Genomic DNA, 23,565 nt, shown 5'->3' with positions numbered 1-23,565 from the left:
TGATCACAAATGTGTGGGATTCCCAAAATAATGGCGGATCAAAACACTCCAAAAAGCAGTAAAAAAACCGATCATGCCACATAACCCGATCAAAAAGAACAGCGATCGTGTTCCATCGACAACTGTTGGAGGATTTCCTTGGATGATAAACCAGTGATCTTGCCCCTGTTTTTCATTAAGTTTTTTAGATTTATCATTGAGTGCCGTGACAATATCTTCTGCAACCGTTTGGGCATCGCGCATCGTTTTTGTGCTAAATGATACCTCGATCACTTGGGAAGACCGTCTTTTTGCCGTCAGTTTCCCGGATACATTTTTGGTTTCCTCTCTCATTTGCGGAGATATGATCCATTGCACGACCGTATCCGCAAAACGTTCATCAGCTTGCAACCGATAAAAATCATCATACGTGTAAACATTTTGACTCTTTGCCGCATCTCGCGTCACATTGATAATGAGCGAACTTTTAAACGTTTGTTTTTGCAACAAAAAATAGAAAGCGCCACACACAACGCTCAACAAAACAATGCTCCAAAACAACGCTTTATATACACAAAAAATATCAAAAAATTTATTGAATTCCATGGAAAGATTTTACAGATAAATATTCTCGATCTCTCATATGATTCGTATATTCTTTATCAATGTAGTCCTTTATTGTACGCTTAAATATCTCTCTGTCAAATCGCAACGCATGTTGTCGGATGATATTTTCATCAAAGACAGCTACATCAAATTTTTTGATCGCATCGATCAATGCTTCCGGCGTTTGTTGATCAAAAAATATACCCATTTTACCGCTCTCCAAATGTTCAACAATATCGCCACCCCGATACGCAATGATCGGCCGCCCCGATGCCATCGCCTCAATTGCAACAATGCCGAAATCCTCTTCTTGGGGGAAAATAAACGCTTTGGCTTGTGCGTAATATCGCGCAAGCTCTTTGTCATTCACTCGTTCCAAAAACTCAATATTTTTACCTGCGTTCTTTTTTAAATTTGCCAATTCCGGTCCACGTCCGATAATTTTGAGCGGCAAACCTAAGCGATTGAAAGCCTCGATCGCGATATCATGTCTTTTATATGCGATCAATCTCCCTACCATCAGATAATATTCATCATGTGATCTCGATTTATCAATATAAAAATTCTTTGTATCCACCGGGGGGTTGATCACAATTGTATCCTTATTATAATATTTTTTGATCCGCCGCGACACAAACGTGGAATTGGCAATGTATCGATCAACCCGATCACTGCTCACACGATCCCATACACGCACAAAATTCATCATGAACGGTACAACTCTTTCAATCATCTTCGGAAAACCGAAGTCTGCGGTGTATTTTTGACAGTCATCCCATGCGTAACGCATCGGCGTATGCACATAAGAAATATGAAGTGTCTTTGGCTGTGTCAAAACACCTTTTGCAAAGCTCGAGGAGTCAGAGAGGACAATATCATATTGCGACAGATCAAACTCTTCGATCGCCGCCGGCATAAGAAGTGGAAAGATACGGTGTTTTTTTTGGGCAAATGGTATTTTTTGCAATCGTGATGTGTAGATTTTACGATGCGCAAACGTCTCACCCATCGCATCCCGATCATAGATCAGTGTGTAAATGGGTGCCGTAGGATACAACTCACAAAAACATTCCAACACTTTTTCCGCGCCACCATGCTGGACGAGATAATCATGCACCAATGCGATCTTCATGAATTATCTTTATTGCTAAATATCAGATCGACAATCCATGCAACAACAGACACAATGATCAAACCCCATAATGCCGGCATAAAACCGCTAATTGTTACACCGGGTACAAATGTGATCAACCAAAAGATCACCACATTGATCACAAGAGAAAAAACACCCAATGTCAAAATCGATACCGGCAGTGCAAATAATTTTACTACAGGCTTCACCACTGCGTTCAACACACCGAAGATCACTGCAGCCAGAACTGCAGACGGCCAAAAGTTTTCGATCGTTATACCATCAACATACCGCGCTGCAAGAAGAAGCGCCGCAGCAACTGCGCACAATTTTATGATAAACTTCATAGTTTTCTATTCAAAAATTACCTTCGCTTCTATTATACTATGAATTGTTTCGTGAACGCAAAACGGCAAGTGGCGTTTTTAAAATAATCTTTAAATCCAGGAGAATTGACCAGTTTTCAATATAATAGACATCCAGTCGATATTCATCCTCAAAATTCAAATCACTCCGTCCGGAAATCTGCGCCATGCCGGTAATTCCCGGCTTGATCGTAAGGAGGCGACGATGATACTCACGGTATTTTTCCACTTCTCGTCCTTGATGCGGTCGTGGACCCACCAAACTCATATCACCAAAAAACACATTAAAAAATTGTGGGAATTCATCGATGGAAAATCTCTCAAGAAATTTCCCGATCCATGATTTTCTGGGATCGTCTTTGATCTTGTAAATCGGGCCAACACGAATTGATTGTTCTGCGATCAACTTTTTTTCATACTCCATCGCCTCTTTCCACTCTGGATTTAATTTTGTTGTACAAAACTTCCACTGGAAATAACGAAATTTATACACATTGAATTCTTTGCCATCAGCACCAATGCGTGCATTTTTAAATACGATCGGCGCATGAATATTCTCTAATTTTATAAGTATGGCAACGACAAGCATGATTGGACTAGTACATATGATCAAGATACTCGACAAAATCACATCCATAATACGTTTTGTGATCTTGCCCCATCCATCCAACGGCGTATGCAAATGCTCGATCAGTGGCTCACCCACAAACATCATCATCTCAAAACGCGTCGTCTGCAGTGATGACGGGATATGCTTATACGTAATATTATTGATCTCGCAGAAGTCGTGCAATTTGATCAATAGATCATCCGGCAATGATGACTCATGCACGATGATCTCATCAATGCCCTGTGTTTTGTAAATATCCTTGATCTGCGGAAGGTTGATATAATCCACATGATCGACAATACTATAACCCAAATGTTTCTGCGTACGGATCATGCGACAAATATACTTCATTTTCTCGCTGGCTCCGACAAGTAAAACGCGATGTACGCCAACGCCTTTGTACACCAAAAGATATTTTTGCACCCCATGCAGAAATACACGGCCAAGAGAAACCGCAAGAATTACCAATCCCCACGCGGCAACAATGATAAAACGAGACGAAAACCACTCTCGCTGTAGAAAGAAACCGATCATCACCAACACAACAACAATCGTCGACCCCTTGAAAATGGAGTATGATTCTTGCCAGAAGCGACGTGTCGAGCGCACATTATACAATCCCTCAAACGCATAGACAACAACAGCAACAATCGCGATGAGAATTGTAAAATTTATATATTGTTCAAATGAAACATTATAGAGACCCTCTTTGTTGATCAAGCTTTGAATTTGCGCCGTATCACGCAACTTATATGCCAGCAGCGCACCAAGGATCACAAGAAAGAAATCTGCGATCACCTGCAACGCACTGAAGAATAATTCTGATTTTTTCATATTTTTTTATCTGTACATTAAATACATATCTGGTTCACTTATATAATTGGAAGATCATCGATAAGCCGGATTCTGTCATTGGGATGACAATCTGTCTTGTGTTTATGTTGCCATAAACATCTTTGCGATTCTTCACGCACCCCAAAATAGTAAACATTTTCACTATTTTGGGGTGCGTGACACGATCTTGCACCTGAGTAAGGATTTAGCCGTTTCACTCCCCATGTTGCCATAGGGCATCATCCCGCATATACATGCGGGATGGTTTTTTCTCGCGAAAAAACCGTTCCTGTTCGCACCTCGCAGATCACTCTGGACGGGCGTTACCCGCTACCATTTATACGTGTCAATAAAGACACGAGGTGTCCGGACTTTCCTCTCCGTAGAGCTGTCACCTGATGATCTTCCAATTCTACAAACGAACACGCTATGCCAATTATACACCATAAGCAGTCTCTCTGCCACAAAAAAGACCTTATGTACACTTGATGATCATAAGGTCTTTTTTTGTCTTTCACATCATCATTTTTTTCAATGAGGGTGACTTATTTTTGCAAAAGTTTTTTGATCGTATAACGTCGATACATATACATACCGGCGGCAATCGCTACAGCTGTGGCAATAATTACCGATACCATGCCGGGACCCGTCACAGGAGAAACACGACGCACATATGCGACAGTATTTGTACATTGATAACCGAAGTCTGCATGTGTGAAATTATCATCCTCTTGGAGATATTTATCACTGTATGTTCCATTTTTGTTTCCGTCACGATCATATGTCGCTCGACACCCTCGCGGAAGCGTCTCCTGTGCAACGACAACCGTATAATGTCCCGGCTCAAGATCATCAAATTCATATCGTCCGTGAGAATTTGTGCGATCCGTATCCACATCATCACCATGATATAATTTGATACGAACGCCCGCGATTCCCTCTTCACCGGGATCTTGAACGTGATTACCATTACGATCGTTCCATACGGTATTACCAATCGTTGCTGCGTGAACTTGTGTTGCAATTCCCATGCCGATCACTACGGCACAAATTGCGACTATCATGTGCATTCTTTGCATATATGCATATACTAACAAATAATATTGCTCATGGAAAAACACGTTTTTCACCGTATTTACTCCATGAAAACAATATCATAATCTACCATGCGACGTTCTTTTTGTCAATAACAACAGACGAGATTTTTATTTTGCAATCAATTTTCTACGATATACCACCACAGCGACAATACATGCACCAATGATCGATATTACCCATACCCACACGCCAGAACCGGTTTGCGGTGATACAGTAAAAGATTTCGTGCTTGGACAATAATATCCGAAATCGATTTTGCGGTTATATTCATCATTTTTGATGCTAGTTTTTGACGCATTATCCAACACGCCATCCTTGTCATACGTTTGATAACAACCGGCTGGCAGTGTTTCTTCTGCAACCACAACGCGATATGATCCTTCACAGAGATCTTTGAATTTATAATGTCCAAGAGAATTTGTCGTGTCCTTTTCTATATCATCGCCATTATAAAGTTTCAATCGCACATCAGCGATCCCTTCTTCGCCTGCGTCTTGTATGCCGTTTTTGTTGCGATCATGCCATACGTCATTTCCAATTGCCCCATCGCAGTCATCCTCATCCTCCGGGTCATCCGGCTCAACAGGGTCCGCAGGATCGGATGCAAGACTCACACGACTATCGTCATGTGCAGTTACTGTTTGTGAACTTGTTGCCACACGTCCCGTTACATACGCAACATTTGTATAACCCGCTTGTACATTTTCGTCTACACACGTATATGTAAAACTCTCCTGCGGATCAAAAAGATCACCGCTATACAATTCATGCGTTTGTTGTGCTGTGCGATCACACTGTGACGCCTCTGCATCCGCTATGACAATATCTGTCAAATTATCTTCACCGGTATTTGTCACTGTAATAGTGAACGTTGCCCTACCGCCGGATGTAATCGTCTGTGTATCACCGCTATTGTCACCATTTCTTTTTACAATGCCTATAGAGACACGTGCTTCTGCTGCGGAACAATTAACCACATGTTCTCCGCTTGTGCACGTCCATGTCCAACGATCATTTGTGTGTGCAACGACTGATGCTGTACCAACACCACACAATCCTGTCGTCGGCGCACTGCTAAATGATTGATCATGTGCCGCACCACAAATTGGCTCTGGTGGAGCAGGCGGTGCAATACGATCAAAAACAACTGATACGATCTCAACACTCTCCAACGCCGATCCTGAACCAAATCGCGTTGCCATATCAGAATACCATCCCCCTGTAAAAGTATTTGCATATTTGTGTCGTGCACTCACCGTAATTCTTCCAGAGAGATGCATATTTCCCAAAGAATGACGCGCACTCCCGGTCGAAGAACCATTGCCGCCGAGATCAGCAATTGCAAAATCCCGACCATTGATATTGATGATCACTTCTTCATATCGCTGAAAATCAGATAAACTGCCGAGATTTACCGTGACACCATAATCCCCACTTTCAACATTGGTTGTATATGTGCCGGATTGGCCATTGCATGTGGAACTGGTTGCGCCACACCATGTTGCAAGATGATATGGAGAAACATCTTCATTACAGTGGCAGTTTGGAGCGAACATTTTCCCGTCATTTCCAAAATTCACCGTCTGCGCATAAGCGATCGATGGATGAAATCCTGCAACAAAAAAGCCTGTAGCAATGATTATTGCCAAAAAAAGACCCTTTTTAGCTTTATTTATAATATATATAGTGTTGCTCATAATTGTTGCTAAAAAGTTATAACCGTCTATTATAGCACTTTTTTGAACAATTGTCAAGATTTCGCTCAAAGAAGAATACCCCGGGATATTTTCCCTTCTCTTATTTTATTGCTTTTTTTACACCAAAAAGGCCCATATCCTGCTTCCGCCCGGACATGAGCCTCCATTTGTTCATTATAATCTATGCGGATACTACTCTGACACATCACCAGAGGGACCATGTCCTCTTTGCGGACCGCCTTGCATATTTTGTGACATGCATGCCAATTCTTCAGTATTATCCGGTTGCGCCTGACACGCGCCACTCATCGTCGTCGTAGAATTTTCCGGACCGATCATTTCCACCGTGCAAGTGTCTCCCACAGACTTATCTGCACACACAGCGATCGCTTCTGCCGGCATTGCCGGTTTTTTGCCACCCTTACCATCATCGTCCTTTTGTACCACGCCATTTTGCGATGATTGTGTGTTCTGATTTTGCGCCATATTTTGTATTTGTGTCGGCTCTGTGTTTTTCTTTGCACATCCACTCAACACAACAACACAAAACACTGTTATAATTGACGCTCCTATAACGATCTTTTTTCTTTGCATGATCTTTTTTATTTATAAATGATTATATTTGCTACCAGTCGGTACAAAAATATACGGGACATTTTAGCAATAGTTTGCGCATGTGATTGCTATTTTGCCGAAACGACACCCATCACTTTGCTGTGATCATGGCATGATTTTTCCACGCATAGGATCATCGTCTCGATATCTCAATGATTCTTTCGACATATCTCGCCCCTCCTCAGACGGTCGTGGCATGCGCTCAGGAAGCGGTCTGATAAATTTTGCACGGAAATTTCCTTCGTCGATCTTTTCTCCCACAATCTCGATCATTACACCTTCTGCGATCGTAAACGGCAAATCGATCTGCGTATTTTCGTCATAAAGAATTGTCCATTGCTCCCCGCGAAAACCTGTGATCACGAGATGGTCTTCCGCCACCGTAGCAACACGTCCGCCAAGCAGTCCATGATCCGGTCGTTGCAAACGCCCTTCTGCGGGAAATATCATACCACGTGGCATACCCCCGTCCGCGATCCCCTTGCCAATACGATCATTCATTTTTGCCATATGCACTACAGCACCCAAAAACATGATCGCCAAAACACTAATGCTTGTAAAAAAAAGCACGCTGTGACGATAACCACGATGTGTTTTGCGCAAAACCGCAAAACCGGAAACGGTCGCTACAAGTACAAGGAATAACCACAAGTACGGCGCTGTAACAAAAAGTACGCGCATGTACCGGCCAATTCCCAAGTGATGAAAAAATTCCGGACGCACATCCAATACATTCACGATCATCAACGAAAAACTGATCGCACCAATGATCATAATGCATGCCCACACAAACCAAAAAGCATAACTCTTCCACCTGATCGCAAAGATCGTTTTTGGTGTAATATGATCATTTTTGATCGTATTGATAATATTTTTTATAGAATCTTTTTTCATAGCAGTTCTTTATATAATGTCATATTTATGTGCTTCTTCAAGAAATATCTTTCGGCCGCGATTGATAAGCGATGCTACTGTCCCTTTAGGGATTTGCATGATGTCCATGATCTCGTTATAATCCTTTTCCTCCAAAAAACGCAATGTGAGAATTTCACGATATTTGAATGGGACCTGGTCGATCGCTTTTTGCAGATCATGCATTGACTCTTTCACATGCACTTCCTTCTCAACATCCATGCTGGAGCGCAGCACTGTCATCATTTCCTCCGTATCAAGTTGTACAGCCTGTGGTCGTGATTTCTTTTTGCGGATCTCATCGATCACTGTATTGCGCGTGATCTGATAGATCCACGTGGAGAATGCGAATGATTCGTCATAATCATTGAGAAAGCGATACACCTTGATAAAAACTTCTTGCAAAACATCCTCAATATCCTCCTGAGAAAAATATGTCAATCGCCGTGTATAGCAAAACAGCCGATGCCAATATCGATCTACGATCCGTGCAAATGCATCCGGATCCGCCTTTGCCGCCTCCACCAACTCCTTGTCGGTGCTCTCATTGCTATGTATCATACTGCTACTATATACGCAAAACGAGGAGAAGTGTTTGCAAATAGAAAAGCGCGTTTATCCCTCATTATAAAACAATCACTAATTCCCACTCATCCATAAATACACCACGTAAAGCAATGCGCAGTTTTGTACGATCAATAATGGGATACCAATGATAAAATACCATTTTTTCGTTTTGTGACGCAAAACAAACATGCCGATAGACACACCCACACTACCAAAGATCGTTGCCATAAAAAAGAGCATGCCTTCCGAAATGCGTTCAGCACCGCGTTTGCGTGATCGCGTTTTATCCCACGCCATGATCAGAAATGCCAATGCATTCGTCACAAGAAAAAATACACCCATGCCCATCAATATATCATTTTCAACTCCATGCATCATTACTTTTTCCCTTGACGAATTATTGTGGAAAAATCCGGATCACTCGGCACAATGCGATCATTCGTTACCCGATAGTTTTCCTTGGTCTGATCATACGATCCGTCATGTGGAATCAACTGCTCTTTATAGAGGATCTCATCGACAAATCCCGGAAGAAGCATCCGATATGTCAGCGGAAATTTAACGTCGGAAATATCCTCTACGCGTCGTGTAATCGCATTCGTACAATTGTTGAATATCGTGTTATAAAAAACCGGCTTGTCATACGTCTTGCATCAACAGCAACAGTAATTTTTGCGCCCGCTCTTTTGTTGCGATTGTCGGATAGATATATAACAGAAAAAAACAATTATTTTTAGTATGCCTTTTTTCACAGATACATCATATTATTTATCTCCCTTTAGTGTAAGCGCACCTGCGTGATCGCGCAATATCTCCAACGATCGCCATTCGCCTTTTTATAAAAAGTATATCTGAGATCTTCGCCTTTGTCATTGCGCCTGCCACCTTTTGCGGGAAAAGGGACGACGAAGCAATCTCATATGCATAGACCGTTTTTTGTACAATGCTCAAGATTGCTTCGTCGTTCCTCCTCGCAATGACGTCTGTTTTTTTGGAAAAAGATAAATAACTACCTCTGGCACAATTAAAAAACACCTGCCCATTACAGACAAGTGTTTTATAAAAAGGATAGATATCAGTGATTTTATCGCATTTTTTCCTGCGTCCTGCGATATGCATCCACAGCACCCCTCTTGAGTTTCTTTTTGGTTTGAATACAACGAAACCGTCCGTTGCGCAATGGGCGGAACGTGAATTTTTTGATCCTATTCTTATTCCCCTCTTTTTGTACTTCCCGCACACGTTCAATGAGATTATTCCATGAGCGCATGCGCGATATATGATCAACAGGGTCATCCCACGACATTAATTCCAAAAAAACCGGCTCAGTCAGAGCCTTGCCTTTCACGGAATGCAGTCCATAGGCCGTATCAAGTTCAACGTCGCGCGATCGAAAATCATACCGCCAAAATGGTTCTCCCTTAAAAAATTCAGCAATTTCATCGCGTTGTGCCCGTGCTGAATAATAGTCACTGGCTCCATCAAAATCAAGTATTTTCCACATGCCCCACGGTGTAATCAGATACATTGACAGCCTGTAAAAGATCAACGCCACGCCATTTGCCATGTATGCATATCCCTCCAGATACTGTGCCTTTCGCACATCGCGTACATTTACTCCCCAAGTAAAGTTCGTCCTGATAACAGCAATGAGCTCCTCAGCGACACGTTGCACCTGTCGAAATAGCTCCATATCCTCATCTAGACATCCAAACCTTCTTGATTTCCCGATCATGATAGATTCCCTCCTCCTGAATTATTCCGCAATTATATGAAAAGAACTACGACACGTTGTCTGCACTATACGTGTCTTCTCATACCCTGTCAAACCTCTATTTATTGTGGAAAACCTACGCTTGTGGTGGAATTGTCACAGTGACAATTTCTCCCGCACGCAAAACTTTAAGCGTGATCATGTCATTACTTGTGTACTTGTTCAAGAGACGTGACAAATTGTTTTTTGCCGTTACCTCATCATTATTCACCATGATCACCACATCGCCTCCGTGCAAGCCACTCTTTGCTCCGACAGTGCTGTTGAATAGTGCTGTTTCTTGATACGTTGCCGGTGCAACGATCATTGCGCCACGATCAACCGGAAGTTTTTTCGTATAGGCATCGATTCCCCCGATCACCGCATAGTTCACGCCCAACAAGATCGGCTGTGCGGGAGCCTGACCCTCTGTCGCATTGGTTGTATATAAATATTTTTCAAATGCTTTGTAAACATCATTTGCCGCAATCGCATAATATGCTTCTTCTTCCGTCGGAACGATACTTTTTTTCATCGAGATCAATCCCACCATATTTCCTTGATAATCAACAACCGGCGATCCGATATTCTCTTTGAACACTGCATCGGAAAAATCAATATCCAATGTCCCTTGAAGATGATCACTGGCCGGACCACGCACGCTAAAATCATAGATATTGCCCACCAAGCCACCGGAAGAAAAGTGTGTGCTGTTTTCCGAGCGATCCTGCATAATACTGATCAATCGTTTTCCGCTTTGTGCATCATCAGAGTTTGCAAATGATATTGTCGCGAGGTTTTGGACATCTGTTTTCAAAAAAACAATACCACTATATGCATCGAGATACATTGCTGTCACAGGACGCGTCGTGCCATCTGCAAATTTGACATATTGCGTATTGTAACCGTCCGGCACAACAGCATCCGTCGTCGCGATCACACCGTCACTACTGACGATCACGCCGTTTCCAGATAAACTCTTTCCATCGGCATTTACCGCTTCAACAAACACAACAGATGTTGCCGCACGTGATGCAATATCGGCAATTGATTCACTATTCTCTACGATAACTTTTTCAGTATTTTTGATCACTTGATAACGACTGGCCATTGTTTGCACGAAAGGACTGTCCGCCCACACAGGATTATTGACAAAATGTGCAAAAAAGATGTAATCAAAAAGCATGCCGCCAATACCACCAACGAGAAAAATGACCCCTGTAATTCCTAAAATTTTTCCAATTTTTTTCATAAAAATATATTAATCAACCAACAGCCACTGTGTTGTAAAAAGCACAGCCACAGTCAAAATTATACAATAAATAATTGAGATGAGAATACGTCTTTTTGACAATGTCTCCAAAAAAACCATCTGAACCATATCCCATAATATATAATAGAACATTAAATTGATCGCCGCCATGGTAAGGTATCCAAACGGCCAAAAGTTTGTCATCCATACGAATTGGATCATTACAAAAGCAATGATCGTACTATATAAAAGTATCCTCTTGATATCGCTGGAATAAGAACGCAAAGAAACAAACGTAATCGTACTGACAAAAACAAAATGCGTCGCCATAAACAACCAGAGTGGGATATTGAAATTGATATAAAAACCATACACAACAGCATAAAAAAGGAAAATTGTTGCAATAAGTGCCGCTGAGAATAAACTTCGTGCTGTCATATCGAATGGATTTTTACAAATACGTTTGATACCCAGTAATGTTGCATAATACAAAATGGAAACCAACACACTGAATATCTGCCTCTCTTGAAAATTGTCAATAAAATATAACAACCCAAATGAAGCAAGTGCCAAAGCAAATGGAAAAAATGCATAAATAAAAGATTTCCCCACATTCCACCCCGCGTACAGTGCAAAAAGTAACAATACAGCACCCAGCACAAGACCTTTTCTTTCTCCAAGAAGCGAAAATGTTATTATCAACTCCACGCCTATAAAAAAGACGATTGTAAACAACAAGCTGCGCAAATGAGCAATCATAAAAATATTATTTTACTGATATGTCGATCGTGTCTTTTGTCACATGCACATATGCCGTCTGCCCGGCACCGATCTTTCCTTCCACGATTTTCATCGCGAGCGGATCAAGTACCATTTTTTGGATAATGCGCTTAAGCGGTCGTGCGCCATATGCGGGATCAAATCCTTTTTTTGCAAGAAGTGTGCGCGCTTCATCAGAAACATCAAGTGCGATCTTTTCTTCGATGAGCCTTTTTTGCACTTGATCCAACTGAATATCAACTATATATGTAATCATCTCTTGTGTCAATGCGTGAAAGACAATAATATCGTCAATGCGATTGAGAAATTCCGGCTTGAACCTTTTGCGCATTTGCGCCATGATCGTCTCATTCATATCTGTTTTGTCTTTTTTGTGACTTTTTTGTGCGGCAAAAATCTCATCAGAACCGATGTTTGACGTCATAATAATAACCGTATTTTTGAAATTGATAAGGCGTCCCTTACTATCGGTCAATTGTCCGTCATCCAAAATTTGCAAGAAAATATTAAAAACGTCCGGATGCGCTTTTTCGATCTCATCAAACAACACGACACTATACGGTTTTCGTCGAATGATCTCCGTCAATTGACCGCCCTCTTCATATCCAACATATCCGGGTGGCGCCCCGATCAACCGTGCCACAGCGTGTGCTTCCATGTATTCACTCATATCAATGCGCACCAACGATCGTTCATCATCAAATAAAAACTCCGCCAATGCTTTTGCCAGCTCTGTTTTACCCACACCTGTCGGTCCCAAAAATATAAATGATGCAATCGGCCGATGTTCATCAGAAATACCCGCCCGTGCACGTCGCACAGCATTTGCCACAGCATCAATCGCATCTTTCTGTCCGACGACACGTTGTGCCAATTCTTTTTCCATCGTTGCCAATTTTTCCATTTCAGAGCCCAACATCTTGGACACGGGCACACCTGTCCATCGCGATATCACGCGTGCAATATCTTCCTCCGTTACATCCTCTCGCAACATCGCTCCATCCCCCTGAATCGCATGTAATTTTTCTTGCGCTGTTTTGATTTCTTTTTCCGCTTCCGGAATTTTGCTATAACGAATCTCCGCAACTTTATCAAAATCTCCTGTGCGTTCCAAATTATCCGACTCAATGCGCAATCGCTCGATCTTTTCCTTTGCTGTCTGCACGGACTTCAAAACGTCTTTTTCTGCATGCCACTGCATGAGTGTTTTTTTTGATTGTTCTTTCAATTCTGACAGTTCTTTGTCAATTTTTTCAATTTTTGCCACATTACCGTTCTTTTTTTCTTTTTGCAATGCTTTTTTTTCGATCTCCATACGCCGGATCTTTCGCTCCATCTGATCAACCTCCACAGGCATTGAATCGATTTCCATACGCAACGATGACGCCGCCTCATCAATCAAATCCACAGCCTTGTCCGGCAAAAATCGATCAGAAATATAACGACGCGACAAATCAACTGCTGCAATCACAGCATCATCGGTAATGCGCACACCATGATGTAATTCATATTTCTCTTTTATGCCGCGCAAAATTGCAATTGTGTCTTGTACTGATGGTTCCGTCACATACACCGGCTGAAATCGTCGCTCCAATGCCGCATCTTTTTCGATATATTTTTGATATTCTTTCAATGTTGTCGCGCCAATCGTGCGTATTTCACCGCGTGCCAACGCAGGTTTGAGCATGTTTGAGGCATCCATTGCACCCTCATTTGCTCCCGCACCAACCAACGTGTGCAATTCATCAATAAAAAGGATCATGCGCCCCGCACTCGCATCCAGTTCTTTGATAAGCGCTTTCAAGCGATCTTCAAATTCACCCCGAAATTTTGCACCAGCAATCAACTGTCCGAGGTCAAGTGCAAGGATTTCTTTATTTTTGAGAGATTCCGGCACATCACCCGCAACAATTCTCTGTGCAAGTCCTTCCACAATTGCCGTTTTCCCCGTGCCCGGCTCTCCGAGCAAAACAGGATTATTTTTTGTCCGTCGTGAGAGAATTTGCATCACACGACGCACCTCATCATCTCGCCCGATCACAGGATCGAGTGTATCCTTGCGCGCCTTTTCCGTCAGATTGACGGTAAACTTCTGGATCATATGCATCGTCTCTTCGGGATTTTGGCTGTCTACATGTGTCTCACCGCGCACGTCCGTAATCGCTTTTTTGAAAAAATCATACGTAACACCATATTTTTTGAATATATCGCGCAATTCTTGATCCACTGCAAGCACAGCCAACATAACATGCTCCGTTGAGATAAATGTGTCTCCCATATCCTTCATCTCAGATTCTGCCTCTGTCAATATGCGTGAAAGCTCCTGTGAGACATACACTTGTGTATGATCCTGCTCCTTTGCATTTGTTTTCGCGCCAGATGTGTTTATGATCGATATGATCTCTTGTGTAAGATCATTATATGCAATATCGTTTTTTTTCAATACAATTGGTACAATCGACCCCTCCTGCACAATTAACGTTTCCGCCAAATGCGCCGGAAGAATTGATTGGCTGCCATAGCGCATTGCACTTCTCTGCGCCAATTGTAACGCCTCTTGTGATTTTGTAGTGAATTGTTCGATATTCATACGCAAAAGATTTTCACTTACGATTTATTTTTGATTTTGTGCCACCTTGTCCTCTAGGAGAATTTTTATGTCCTTTTCCTCTCCCTTGTGCCAGATTTTCAGTGTAACAGAATCACCAACTTTATAATGATTGATCTGCTCCGTCAGAGAATGTGTTTTGTCAATCTTTACTCCCTCAATTTCCAATATAATATCATTTTCCATAAGACCTGCCTTGTCTGCCGGAGATCCGGGCAATACCGCGAAATCAGTGATGCGTTCCCCTCGCACGATCAAGACACCATGGTCATATGACACATTTAACGCTTTCCTTATCTCATCTGTCATGTCCACATAGCGCACGCCGACAAATGGCCGGGAAATTTTTCCATTATTTTTTACTTCATCGATCAGACGTGTCACTTGACTGATCGGAATGGCAAATCCGATATTTTCAGCTCCCTGCGCTACCGCAGTGTTGATCCCGATCACCTTTCCGTTCACATCAAGCAACGGACCGCCGGAATTGCCAAAGTTGATTGCCGCATCAGTTTGAATGATGTTCGTCAGTTCCTCTGTGCCGCCAAGACCGCCACCGGCAACAATATTTCTCTGCATACCGGATATAATGCCGCGACTTACCGAATTTGAAAACTCGCCCAAAGAATTGCCGATTGCAACCACCGTCTGTCCGATCTTGATATCATCTGAATTTCCCAGATCAACCGCCGTAAAATTATCACCATCTATTTTTAACACAGCAAAATCCAAATATTCATCCCGTGCCAAAACAGTAGCCACGTGTTCAGATCCATCCGACAAAAAAACGGTATACTCCGCATCCGTATCTGCGACAACATGACGATTGGTCACGATCATTCCATCAGTGGAAATAAAGAATCCCGTTCCACCACCAACCTTTTGTTTTTCACTCGGAACATTTTGTTGCTGCTGTTCCTGTTGTTGATTTGGAACGCCAAAAAACAAGTTCAGTGGTGAATTTCTAAATAACTGCTGGTACTGTGGTACCTCTTTTGTCGCAACTATACTCACAACAGCGGGTGAGACATTCTCCACCATGGCAACAATATTATCATCTTGCAATCGTACAACTTCTTTTGCCACAGGACTTTCTTGTTGCGCAGACAACTTTTGCACATATCGCTCAAAAACAAATGCGCACACGATCGCACTTCCGGCAATGCTCACCAAAAGACTGATGGCACCCACCAATAACAACGTGGGCAAAACCGTTTTATGTGACACAACCAACTCTTCTTTTGGTTGCACGGTGAAAACATGATCTTCGTTCATAAACTTTTATTAGAATTTGTTTAATGTATTACTTACTTGAGGCATTTTGCGCCTCTGCCTCTTCAGTACGCATTTTTTCTTCAAAAGCTTTCATATCATCATCTTTAAAAATGATAAGACCATTTTCCTTGTCCCATACATACTGTGGCAAAAAGATCTTTACATTCATTTTTTTGATTTTCTCTTCCAAAAACTGTGCGAATGTTTGTTTTTTGACAATGATTTGCGAAACGTGCATTAATTTTATACCATCTTTTTCCGCCACATCGTTGATCTGTACAATATGTAATCCCAGCGATGTTTCAATTACATCGGTATACGTACCTTTTTCCATTGTAAATATTTTGTCACCAATTTCCTTTTGCAGATCACTTGCGGCAAACCACCCCATCACACCACCCTCCGATGCCGTCGATCCATTGGAATACTTTGTTGCAACATCTGCAAAAGTTCGCCCATCATCAAGCTCTTTTTTTGCTTTATTGATTTGCTCATGCATTGCGTCGGTAGCAACATTTTTTTTATCAAATTCTTCGGAAACCTTTCTGCGCAATAATTGCTCATACACCACTTTTCTGCCAAAATCATCCAATGTCCACCCATAGAGATTTTTTAATTGTTCTTTCACGCTTTCTCGCGTACCCGCCTCATCCATCGGCCGGTCCATCGCTGTTTGAACAGCCTCATCACTGATAGAAATGTTCCATTCCTTTGCTATTGCCGCAATTGCTTTGTCTTCGATCAGCTTGTTTAACATCTTTTTTTGTTCGATCTTGAGACGTTTTTTGCCATCATCTGTCGTAAAATCAATGCGTATACCGTAAGAAGAAAAGTCCTGATTTTCATAAAACTGCTTGATCGAGAGCGTGTTTTCTTCCATTTCCTTCATAGAAATCCACACACCGTCCACAATAACGGCAGGAAAATGTAACGCCTGTCTCACATAAACAACAGCAGGTGTATCCATACGAAATATATAGGTAACCACACCGATAAAAATGATTACAATAAATACAATTGCGCTGATCACCGTTAAAATCTTCTTATGCCTGTCGTTCATACAATTTTATTTTAAAAAAAATAATTAAACCATATGCGATAATGCGGCACAAATGCCACATCACCGTTTTTTGTATCATCACTTGGTTGCGTGTCAGACAACTCATCCTGCGAACGACGAATTACTACAACACGTTCACCCGGATTTTTATAATTGAGGGTTTTTGCTTCTTTCTCATAGGAATGCTCCGACTGCAAATATGCGATACGATCCATCAAATCACCATTTTCATGTTCATATTGTTTTTTTTCATTTTGCAAAGCGATGATCTCGTCCTGAATTGCATGCGAGCGACGTTTTTCCTTTACAACAGAAACAAGCGTTATCGATATGACGACAATGCTTCCAATAAACAATACGGCCGTGATGATCGTACGAAAATTTTGATTCATAGAGATGCTCCTTTTTTAAACATAAAGCAATGGCAACAAAAGAAAGCCCACCATTGAAATAATCATAAGAATGGAGAAAATCACCCAAAAAATATATATTGTCTTCTTTCTCTTTTTTGTCCACATATATGACTATTGTATCAAAAAAATCCTCAAAGGACAACACTGACGCATGTACATAAAAATACTGCGAGCATAAAATGTCGTGCCCACAGTATTGATCTTCTTATCTTTATTTGCGGTCGATTTATGCCATCTGATCCGTTATTTGATCGTCCATACGGTGCCCTCTCCACGCGTTTCAGTAAATGTGATATCTATGGGATATTCACTCCCGCAACCGGAGACGACCCATCGCTCCTCCCACGAACGCACATCATTTCCGGTATATGCAACATCCGTAAGGATATGTGGCTCATATGATTCATATTGGTCACATCCGAGTATCGAGAGCTTTGCCACAACGCCTTGCATCGTATCTTGCGTCAGAATTGCATCCGCGTACGTACCGACATCCCCGACAGGATCTGTTGTGCTCTCATAGCCATTGCCAGGCATCTCATTTATGCTCTCATAATTGCTACCTGACGCTTTATCGCGTGCAGAATTGAGGGATACAAACATAACCGAAGCAATGATCCCGACAATTGCGATTGTCATAAAAACCACAAGAAGAATAATGGTAACGATAATTGCTGTGGAAGACTTCTTTTGCGGATCTTTATATACAACGACTGTTTTTGCGATCATATCGTGCAACCCTTGTTTTTTTGCTGTGAATCCCGCCATGATATACCCAATATAGAAGATCATCGAAAGAAGTTTGCCGATTGTTTCACGTAAAATAATACTGCCGAGTGTCGCTTTACTTGATGCGTCTGATGCACGCACTTCAAGTCCCAATAATTTTTTGCCAAGCGTCGCCTGAAAATTATGCGTCATGAAAATAAAATACGTCCATGTTATCAACAGACCGATAAGCGATGACAACATGCCTCCAAAAAGACTGTCGCTTCCCGTTCCTGCAACGGCCGCCAAAATAAATCCCAGGATAAATCCTATGATCCCGCCTGCAATGCTAACAATGATACTATCGACGATCACCGCGACAAAACGGATCCAAAATCCCGCATATTTTACCGTTTGCACACCTGGTACCGGTGACGCAGATACGCCCCCATAAACCGCATTTACCGCATCAGCAATATCATTCTCATTGTGTCCCGCACCACGCAATTGTGCCACCAATGATTCTTGCGTGTACTGCCCTTTGTTCGTTTGGAGATACGCCACAATCTGTTGATTCATATATTTTTATTATTTTTTGTTTACACATCGATACAATTATATCACATTGCGTCAACAAGGCACACCTTGACAAAATTTTCAATCCTTGTTATACTTGATGCAATCAAATCAGAACTGTAAGAAGATCTTAGTCGAGTTTCATCGAACAGACCACCTGTATTTGAATAAAGTAACAAATATAAGCTATTCCAAACGATGAACAAAGGAAAAATTGCTCGTCTCACAGACCGTGGTTTTGGATTCATCTCTCAAGATGGTGCAGAAAAAGACTTGTTCTTTCATGCATCTGAATTGCAGGGTGTTGAATTCAATGACCTTCAGGAAGGTGACGACGTAACATTTGAAATTGCTGATGGTCCTAAAGGCCAGAACGCAGTGAATGTTAGCCGAGCGTAATACGACTTCTTACAGGATATTTAAAACATCTTTGTAAAAAAAGAAAGCAGCGAGTAATCGCTGCTTTTTTGATTTTGTTATTGCTTTACCATCCAAGATCACACGTGCATGTTCATCGGTCCAATTTCGATAAATCTGCTTGCTCCGGAAAAATTCGTGACATGTCCTTCAAAAAAAAGTTGCACATTGTGCGTTTCCGTTAATCCTCCCATCTTATTTCGTGCATCACTCAGTGTTGCCTTTACATGATCCACAACAGATCTTGCAAACCTTTCCCAATCTCGACCATCTTTATCAAACGCTTGCGAAAAACAAATACTGATCGCCACACGATCAGGAAAACGGGGATGTTTTCCGTAGTCGTCATCTTGCCGATACAATTCGGCCGGTCCCATTTTGTTTGCACCTTCGATACATGCATCAAAAATATCCGCCAATACGGCATTAAATTTAACATCATTGAGAGCATTGACCATCGTCAACCCCCACACGTTGTCTTTCCATGACTTACCGATCAATACGAGCTTGAATTTCATGCGTCCTTACCTCCACAGTCATAAGATGTTGTTTTTTACATCCATACATACAAAAGAACTCCTTCTTATGCAGGATAGACAATGCAATATAAAAAGTCAAACCCCGCATACAAATGCGGGGTTTGCACATATTCCCATCGATTCCGGTAATGATCTACTTTTTCTCGTTACTGCCAATGATCTCTTGTGCGATGCTATTTGGCACTTCTGCATAATGACTGAATTCCATTGTGGAACTTGCACGTCCTTGTGACATTGAGCGCAATTGTGTTGCATAGCCAAACATTGACGCAAGCGGGATCTCAGCATGAATTTCCTTGAGAATTGCCATGCCTTCTCCGCGATCTTTCATCTCTTTGATGATACCGCGCTTTGCATTGACATCACCCACCACATCACCCATAGACTGTTCCGGCGTGAGGATCACCACTGCCATGATCGGTTCCAAAATGATCGGCTTCGCATTGCGCACGGCCGCTTTGAACGCCATTGAGCCCGCAACCTTGAACGCCGCCTCAGATGAATCAACATCATGATAACTACCGTCATAGAGTGCAACGGAAACGTCCACCATCGGGTATCCTGCGATCACGCCGTTACCCATCGCCTCTGCCGCTCCCTGTTGTACCGGCTTGATGTATTCTTGCGGGATCACACCACCCTTGATCTCATCGACGAATTCAAATCCCTGACCCTGTTCACGCGGCGAAATACGTACCCAACAATGACCATATTGCCCACGTCCACCGGACTGCTTGATGAATTTACCTTCACCTTCCGCTGTCTGTGTGATCGTTTCACGATAGGACACTTGTGGTTGTCCGATATTTGCCTCCACTTTGAATTCGCGACGCATACGGTCCACAATAATATCAAGATGCAATTCACCCATACCGGAAATGATCGTTTGCCCGGACTCCTCATCTGTGCGCACACGAAATGTCGGGTCTTCCTCGGCAAGTTTGCCCAATGCGATCCCCATTTTTTCTTGGTCTGCTTTTGTCTTTGGTTCGACGGCAATCGCGATCACCGGCTCCGGAAATTCGATGGACTCCAACACCACCTGATTGTCCGGATCACATAATGTATCACCGGTTTTTGTCGCCTTCAATCCCACAAGTGCTCCAATCTCACCGGCAAAAAGCTCCGGCACTTCTTCACGATTGTTTGAATGCATGCGCAAGATACGACCGATGCGCTCTTTCTTTCCACTTGTCGTGTTGACGACATATGACCCTGACTGAAGAGAACCTGAATAAATACGGAAAAAGATCAACTGTCCCACAAAAGGATCCGTCGCTACCTTGAATGCAAGCGCAGAAAATGGCTCCTCATCCGTTGCCTTGCGAATAATTTCTTTTTCTGCATTTCTCGGATCTTTACCGATGATTGGCGGAATTTCGTTTGGTGCCGGCAAATAATCAACAACTGCATCCAATACCGGTTGTACACCCTTGTTTTGCAAAGCTGTCCCCGTAAATACAGGGATAAGCGTCGTCGCAATCACGCCCTTGCGGATCGCCGCTTTTAATTCTGCCTCAGAAATTTCTTCTCCGGCAAGATATTTTTCCATGACACTATCATCCTGCTCTGCAGCTTTTTCTATCAATTTTTCTCGCCATTCCAACGCCTTTGCTTTCAATTCTTCCGGACACTCATCCACGATCACTTCCTCACCCATTTTACCGCCAAAGGTGATTTTTTTCATCGTCACAAGATCGACAACGCCTTCAAAACCCCCACGTTCACCAATTGGCAATTGTGCTGCAATTGCATGCGGTGTCAAACGCTGATGAATTGAGTCTAATGCACGATCAAAGTCGGCACCCTCTTTATCGATTTTATTGATAAAGCAAATACGAGGCACTTTGTATTTGTCTGCTTGACGCCATACAGTCTCTGATTGCGGTTCCACACCTTCTTTTCCATCAAAGACGACTACGCCACCGTCCAATACGCGCATCGAACGCTCTACCTCTACAGTGAAGTCCACATGTCCCGGTGTGTCGATGATATTGATCTGATAACCTTTCCAAAAAGTTGTCGTTGCCGCAGATGTGATCGTGATACCACGCTCTCGTTCCTGCTCCATCCAGTCCATCGTCGCTTCTCCTTCATGTACCTCACCAATTTTATGTGAAATCCCCGTATAAAAAAGGACACGTTCCGTTGTCGTGGTTTTTCCTGCATCAATGTGTGCGATAATACCAATGTTACGCAACTTACCGATCGGCGTCTTCCTACTGCTACTCATATGTTTTGATTGATTTATTTATAAATATCTACGTTATATTGTTGTACCACTATACCACATGGTGCAGTTCCTGTCACTATATATTATAGTTTACATTTTTTCCGGCGATGTCGCGACTGCTTCTTCCGCTTCTTCTTGCGTCTTTGTCACAACAACGTCAGATGTATCGGCTTTTTCCGGCTCAACGTGTCTCTTGAGCCATATGAGATTTGCAACAAACATCGCAATAAAGATCACCGTTGTCAAGAGAGGAATTTGTATATTGATAATCCCCAGAAGCACGACAACGCTCATCGGGACAAAATACAAATTCAACACACTTTTAAATGCAATGTCGTATGCCATGCGCACATTCATAATGAGACCGATCATATAAAGCATCAGCGCCCACCATAACGCGGCAATCGTCCGTCCGATCATCATCGTAAGCAAAAGGACTACACCAACAATAACCGTCGCCAAAAGGACAAACGGCACTGCATAATATCGATCGATATACGCCAAGACCTGTTCTTTTGACAACGAAAAATTCCGCACATTGGTATACAACATTTGTGTGATATCATTGCCGTCTTTGATATACATACGATCATGCAAAGCGATCACACCGCCCGCATACTCGTCCAAAGCGTCAAGATCATAAGTATCTGCATGCATATCAATGATCACGACCGATGTCACACTTTGCCCGTTGGCATTTGTTGTTTTGATTTCTCTGAAGAACGGGTCATCGATGTTTTCAGTGGTCATCTGACCGTCCAAAAATGTGATCGTGGCACCATCACCGATAGCATTTTGCACGCCATCGATCACGACGCTTTTTGATGCATAAAGAAAAACGAACATCTGCACAGACAAAACAAAAACAATGACCACATTGGACAGCACCCAAAAAGAAATCGTCGTGCACGTATTACGATGTTCTCCTGCAAAAAATTTTGTGAGAAAATCAACCTTCCACACATCGACAAAGCGATACATTATTTTCTTCATACTGTTTTTTTATTTTTTTATGCTCCCGTGGGATCAAAAAATATTATGCAAAATGTGCAAATGCCTTGTTTGCATCTGCCATGCGATGGGTTTCTTCACGTTTTTTCATTGCGGAGCCTTCTTTTTCGGCTGCTGCGATAAGTTCTGTAGCCAGTTTGTCTGCGAAACCTTTGCCTTTGCCTTTGCGACATGCCTCGCGGATCCATCGCATTGCAAGTGTCTGTCGTCTCTCTCCCACAACCGGTACCGGCACTTGATAATTCGCCCCACCGATACGGCGTGATTTGAGCGCAACGAGCGGGGAAACGTTTTTGATCGCTTGTTCAAAAACATTCAAACCGCCTTTTTTGGTACGTTTTTGGATAATATCAAAAGAGTCATACACCAACCGCTCTGCAGTTGATCTTTTTCCGTTGAGCATGATTTGTCCGATGAAACGACCGACCAATATGTTGGCATATTGTGGATCAAGTCGCCATGACTTTCTATAAACTCTCTTACGTCTTGGCATAAAATTTACAATTAGATTTCAAAAAAAATTAT

General features: G+C 42.3%; 24 protein-coding genes and 1 other RNA gene. 1 reads left to right on the top strand and 24 read right to left on the bottom strand.

Going from position 1 to position 23,565, the window contains the following annotated elements; genetic code table 11:
* Nucleotides 1–3: 3 nt before the first annotated feature.
* The 20 genes from WC819_00835 to WC819_00740 all read right to left on the bottom strand — a co-directional run bounded on the left by WC819_00835 (nt 4) and on the right by WC819_00740 (nt 18,843).
* Complete coding sequence (locus tag WC819_00835; GenBank protein ID MFA5985876.1) at nt 4–585, bottom strand: hypothetical protein; 582 nt, start codon at nt 583–585, stop codon at nt 4–6.
* Nucleotides 572–1,717: a glycosyltransferase gene (locus tag WC819_00830; protein ID MFA5985875.1), complete on the bottom strand. Its 1,146-nt coding sequence runs from the start codon at nt 1,715–1,717 to the stop codon at nt 572–574. The genes WC819_00835 and WC819_00830 overlap by 14 nt, the downstream gene beginning before the upstream one ends.
* Nucleotides 1,714–2,064 carry a phage holin family protein gene (locus tag WC819_00825; protein ID MFA5985874.1) on the bottom strand — a complete coding sequence of 117 codons (351 nt, stop codon included), beginning with the start codon at nt 2,062–2,064 and terminating at the stop codon, nt 1,714–1,716. The genes WC819_00830 and WC819_00825 overlap by 4 nt, the downstream gene beginning before the upstream one ends.
* A gap of 37 nt (nt 2,065–2,101) precedes the next feature.
* Nucleotides 2,102–3,526: a sugar transferase gene (locus WC819_00820; GenBank protein MFA5985873.1), complete on the bottom strand. Its 1,425-nt coding sequence runs from the start codon at nt 3,524–3,526 to the stop codon at nt 2,102–2,104.
* A gap of 45 nt (nt 3,527–3,571) precedes the next feature.
* Nucleotides 3,572–3,933, bottom strand: an RNA gene (gene rnpB, locus WC819_00815) — RNase P RNA component class A.
* Between the two features lie 138 nt (nt 3,934–4,071).
* On the bottom strand, nt 4,072–4,605 hold the full coding sequence (locus WC819_00810) for an SdrD B-like domain-containing protein (GenBank protein MFA5985872.1): 534 nt from the start codon (nt 4,603–4,605) through the stop codon (nt 4,072–4,074).
* A 126-nt stretch (nt 4,606–4,731) separates the two neighbouring features.
* Complete coding sequence (locus WC819_00805) at nt 4,732–6,273, bottom strand: SdrD B-like domain-containing protein (protein ID MFA5985871.1); 1,542 nt, start codon at nt 6,271–6,273, stop codon at nt 4,732–4,734.
* Nucleotides 6,274–6,513: 240 nt separating this feature from the next.
* A complete protein-coding gene (locus WC819_00800) occupies nt 6,514–6,915 on the bottom strand; it encodes a hypothetical protein (GenBank protein ID MFA5985870.1) in 402 nt (133 codons plus the stop codon).
* Between the two features lie 126 nt (nt 6,916–7,041).
* Entirely contained in the window at nt 7,042–7,830 is a 789-nt protein-coding gene (locus WC819_00795) for a hypothetical protein (protein MFA5985869.1), read from the bottom strand.
* A 9-nt stretch (nt 7,831–7,839) separates the two neighbouring features.
* Entirely contained in the window at nt 7,840–8,409 is a 570-nt protein-coding gene (locus tag WC819_00790) for a sigma-70 family RNA polymerase sigma factor (protein ID MFA5985868.1), read from the bottom strand.
* A gap of 78 nt (nt 8,410–8,487) precedes the next feature.
* On the bottom strand, nt 8,488–8,793 hold the full coding sequence (locus tag WC819_00785) for a DUF1294 domain-containing protein (protein ID MFA5985867.1): 306 nt from the start codon (nt 8,791–8,793) through the stop codon (nt 8,488–8,490).
* Nucleotides 8,793–8,954 (bottom strand): hypothetical protein, encoded by a 162-nt coding sequence (locus WC819_00780; GenBank protein ID MFA5985866.1) that lies wholly within the window; start codon nt 8,952–8,954, stop codon nt 8,793–8,795. Before WC819_00780 ends, WC819_00785 begins: the two co-directional genes overlap by 1 nt.
* A gap of 545 nt (nt 8,955–9,499) precedes the next feature.
* Entirely contained in the window at nt 9,500–10,150 is a 651-nt protein-coding gene (locus tag WC819_00775; GenBank protein MFA5985865.1) for a hypothetical protein, read from the bottom strand.
* A gap of 115 nt (nt 10,151–10,265) precedes the next feature.
* Nucleotides 10,266–11,420: a S1C family serine protease gene (locus WC819_00770; GenBank protein MFA5985864.1), complete on the bottom strand. Its 1,155-nt coding sequence runs from the start codon at nt 11,418–11,420 to the stop codon at nt 10,266–10,268.
* 9 nt (nt 11,421–11,429) lie between these two features.
* On the bottom strand, nt 11,430–12,179 hold the full coding sequence (locus WC819_00765; GenBank protein MFA5985863.1) for a hypothetical protein: 750 nt from the start codon (nt 12,177–12,179) through the stop codon (nt 11,430–11,432).
* 7 nt (nt 12,180–12,186) lie between these two features.
* Nucleotides 12,187–14,790, bottom strand: coding sequence for an ATP-dependent chaperone ClpB (gene clpB / locus WC819_00760; protein ID MFA5985862.1), 2,604 nt, complete (start codon nt 14,788–14,790; stop codon nt 12,187–12,189).
* A 24-nt stretch (nt 14,791–14,814) separates the two neighbouring features.
* A complete protein-coding gene (locus WC819_00755; GenBank protein MFA5985861.1) occupies nt 14,815–16,083 on the bottom strand; it encodes a trypsin-like peptidase domain-containing protein in 1,269 nt (422 codons plus the stop codon).
* Nucleotides 16,084–16,111: 28 nt separating this feature from the next.
* A complete protein-coding gene (locus WC819_00750; GenBank protein MFA5985860.1) occupies nt 16,112–17,143 on the bottom strand; it encodes a peptidylprolyl isomerase in 1,032 nt (343 codons plus the stop codon).
* Between the two features lie 11 nt (nt 17,144–17,154).
* On the bottom strand, nt 17,155–17,535 hold the full coding sequence (locus WC819_00745; protein MFA5985859.1) for a septum formation initiator family protein: 381 nt from the start codon (nt 17,533–17,535) through the stop codon (nt 17,155–17,157).
* 264 nt (nt 17,536–17,799) lie between these two features.
* Complete coding sequence (locus tag WC819_00740) at nt 17,800–18,843, bottom strand: RDD family protein (protein ID MFA5985858.1); 1,044 nt, start codon at nt 18,841–18,843, stop codon at nt 17,800–17,802.
* A gap of 195 nt (nt 18,844–19,038) precedes the next feature.
* Here WC819_00740 and WC819_00735 point away from each other — a divergent pair, with 195 nt between their 5' ends.
* Nucleotides 19,039–19,239, top strand: coding sequence for a cold shock domain-containing protein (locus tag WC819_00735; GenBank protein MFA5985857.1), 201 nt, complete (start codon nt 19,039–19,041; stop codon nt 19,237–19,239).
* Nucleotides 19,240–19,337: 98 nt separating this feature from the next.
* On the opposite strand, the gene WC819_00730 is transcribed toward WC819_00735, so the two are convergent.
* The 4 genes from WC819_00730 to rpsG all read right to left on the bottom strand — a co-directional run bounded on the left by WC819_00730 (nt 19,338) and on the right by rpsG (nt 23,533).
* Nucleotides 19,338–19,775 (bottom strand): hypothetical protein, encoded by a 438-nt coding sequence (locus WC819_00730; protein ID MFA5985856.1) that lies wholly within the window; start codon nt 19,773–19,775, stop codon nt 19,338–19,340.
* A gap of 154 nt (nt 19,776–19,929) precedes the next feature.
* Complete coding sequence (fusA, locus tag WC819_00725) at nt 19,930–22,029, bottom strand: elongation factor G (protein ID MFA5985855.1); 2,100 nt, start codon at nt 22,027–22,029, stop codon at nt 19,930–19,932.
* A gap of 90 nt (nt 22,030–22,119) precedes the next feature.
* On the bottom strand, nt 22,120–23,022 hold the full coding sequence (locus WC819_00720; GenBank protein MFA5985854.1) for a DUF1189 family protein: 903 nt from the start codon (nt 23,020–23,022) through the stop codon (nt 22,120–22,122).
* Between the two features lie 43 nt (nt 23,023–23,065).
* Nucleotides 23,066–23,533, bottom strand: coding sequence for a 30S ribosomal protein S7 (gene rpsG, locus WC819_00715; protein MFA5985853.1), 468 nt, complete (start codon nt 23,531–23,533; stop codon nt 23,066–23,068).
* Nucleotides 23,534–23,565 lie beyond the last annotated feature (32 nt).

This window comes from Parcubacteria group bacterium (genome assembly GCA_041660065.1).
GTDB lineage: Bacteria > Patescibacteriota > Minisyncoccia > Moranbacterales.
The sequence above is the reverse complement of the archived record's forward strand: the minus strand, read 5'-3'. Positions and strand labels throughout refer to the sequence as shown.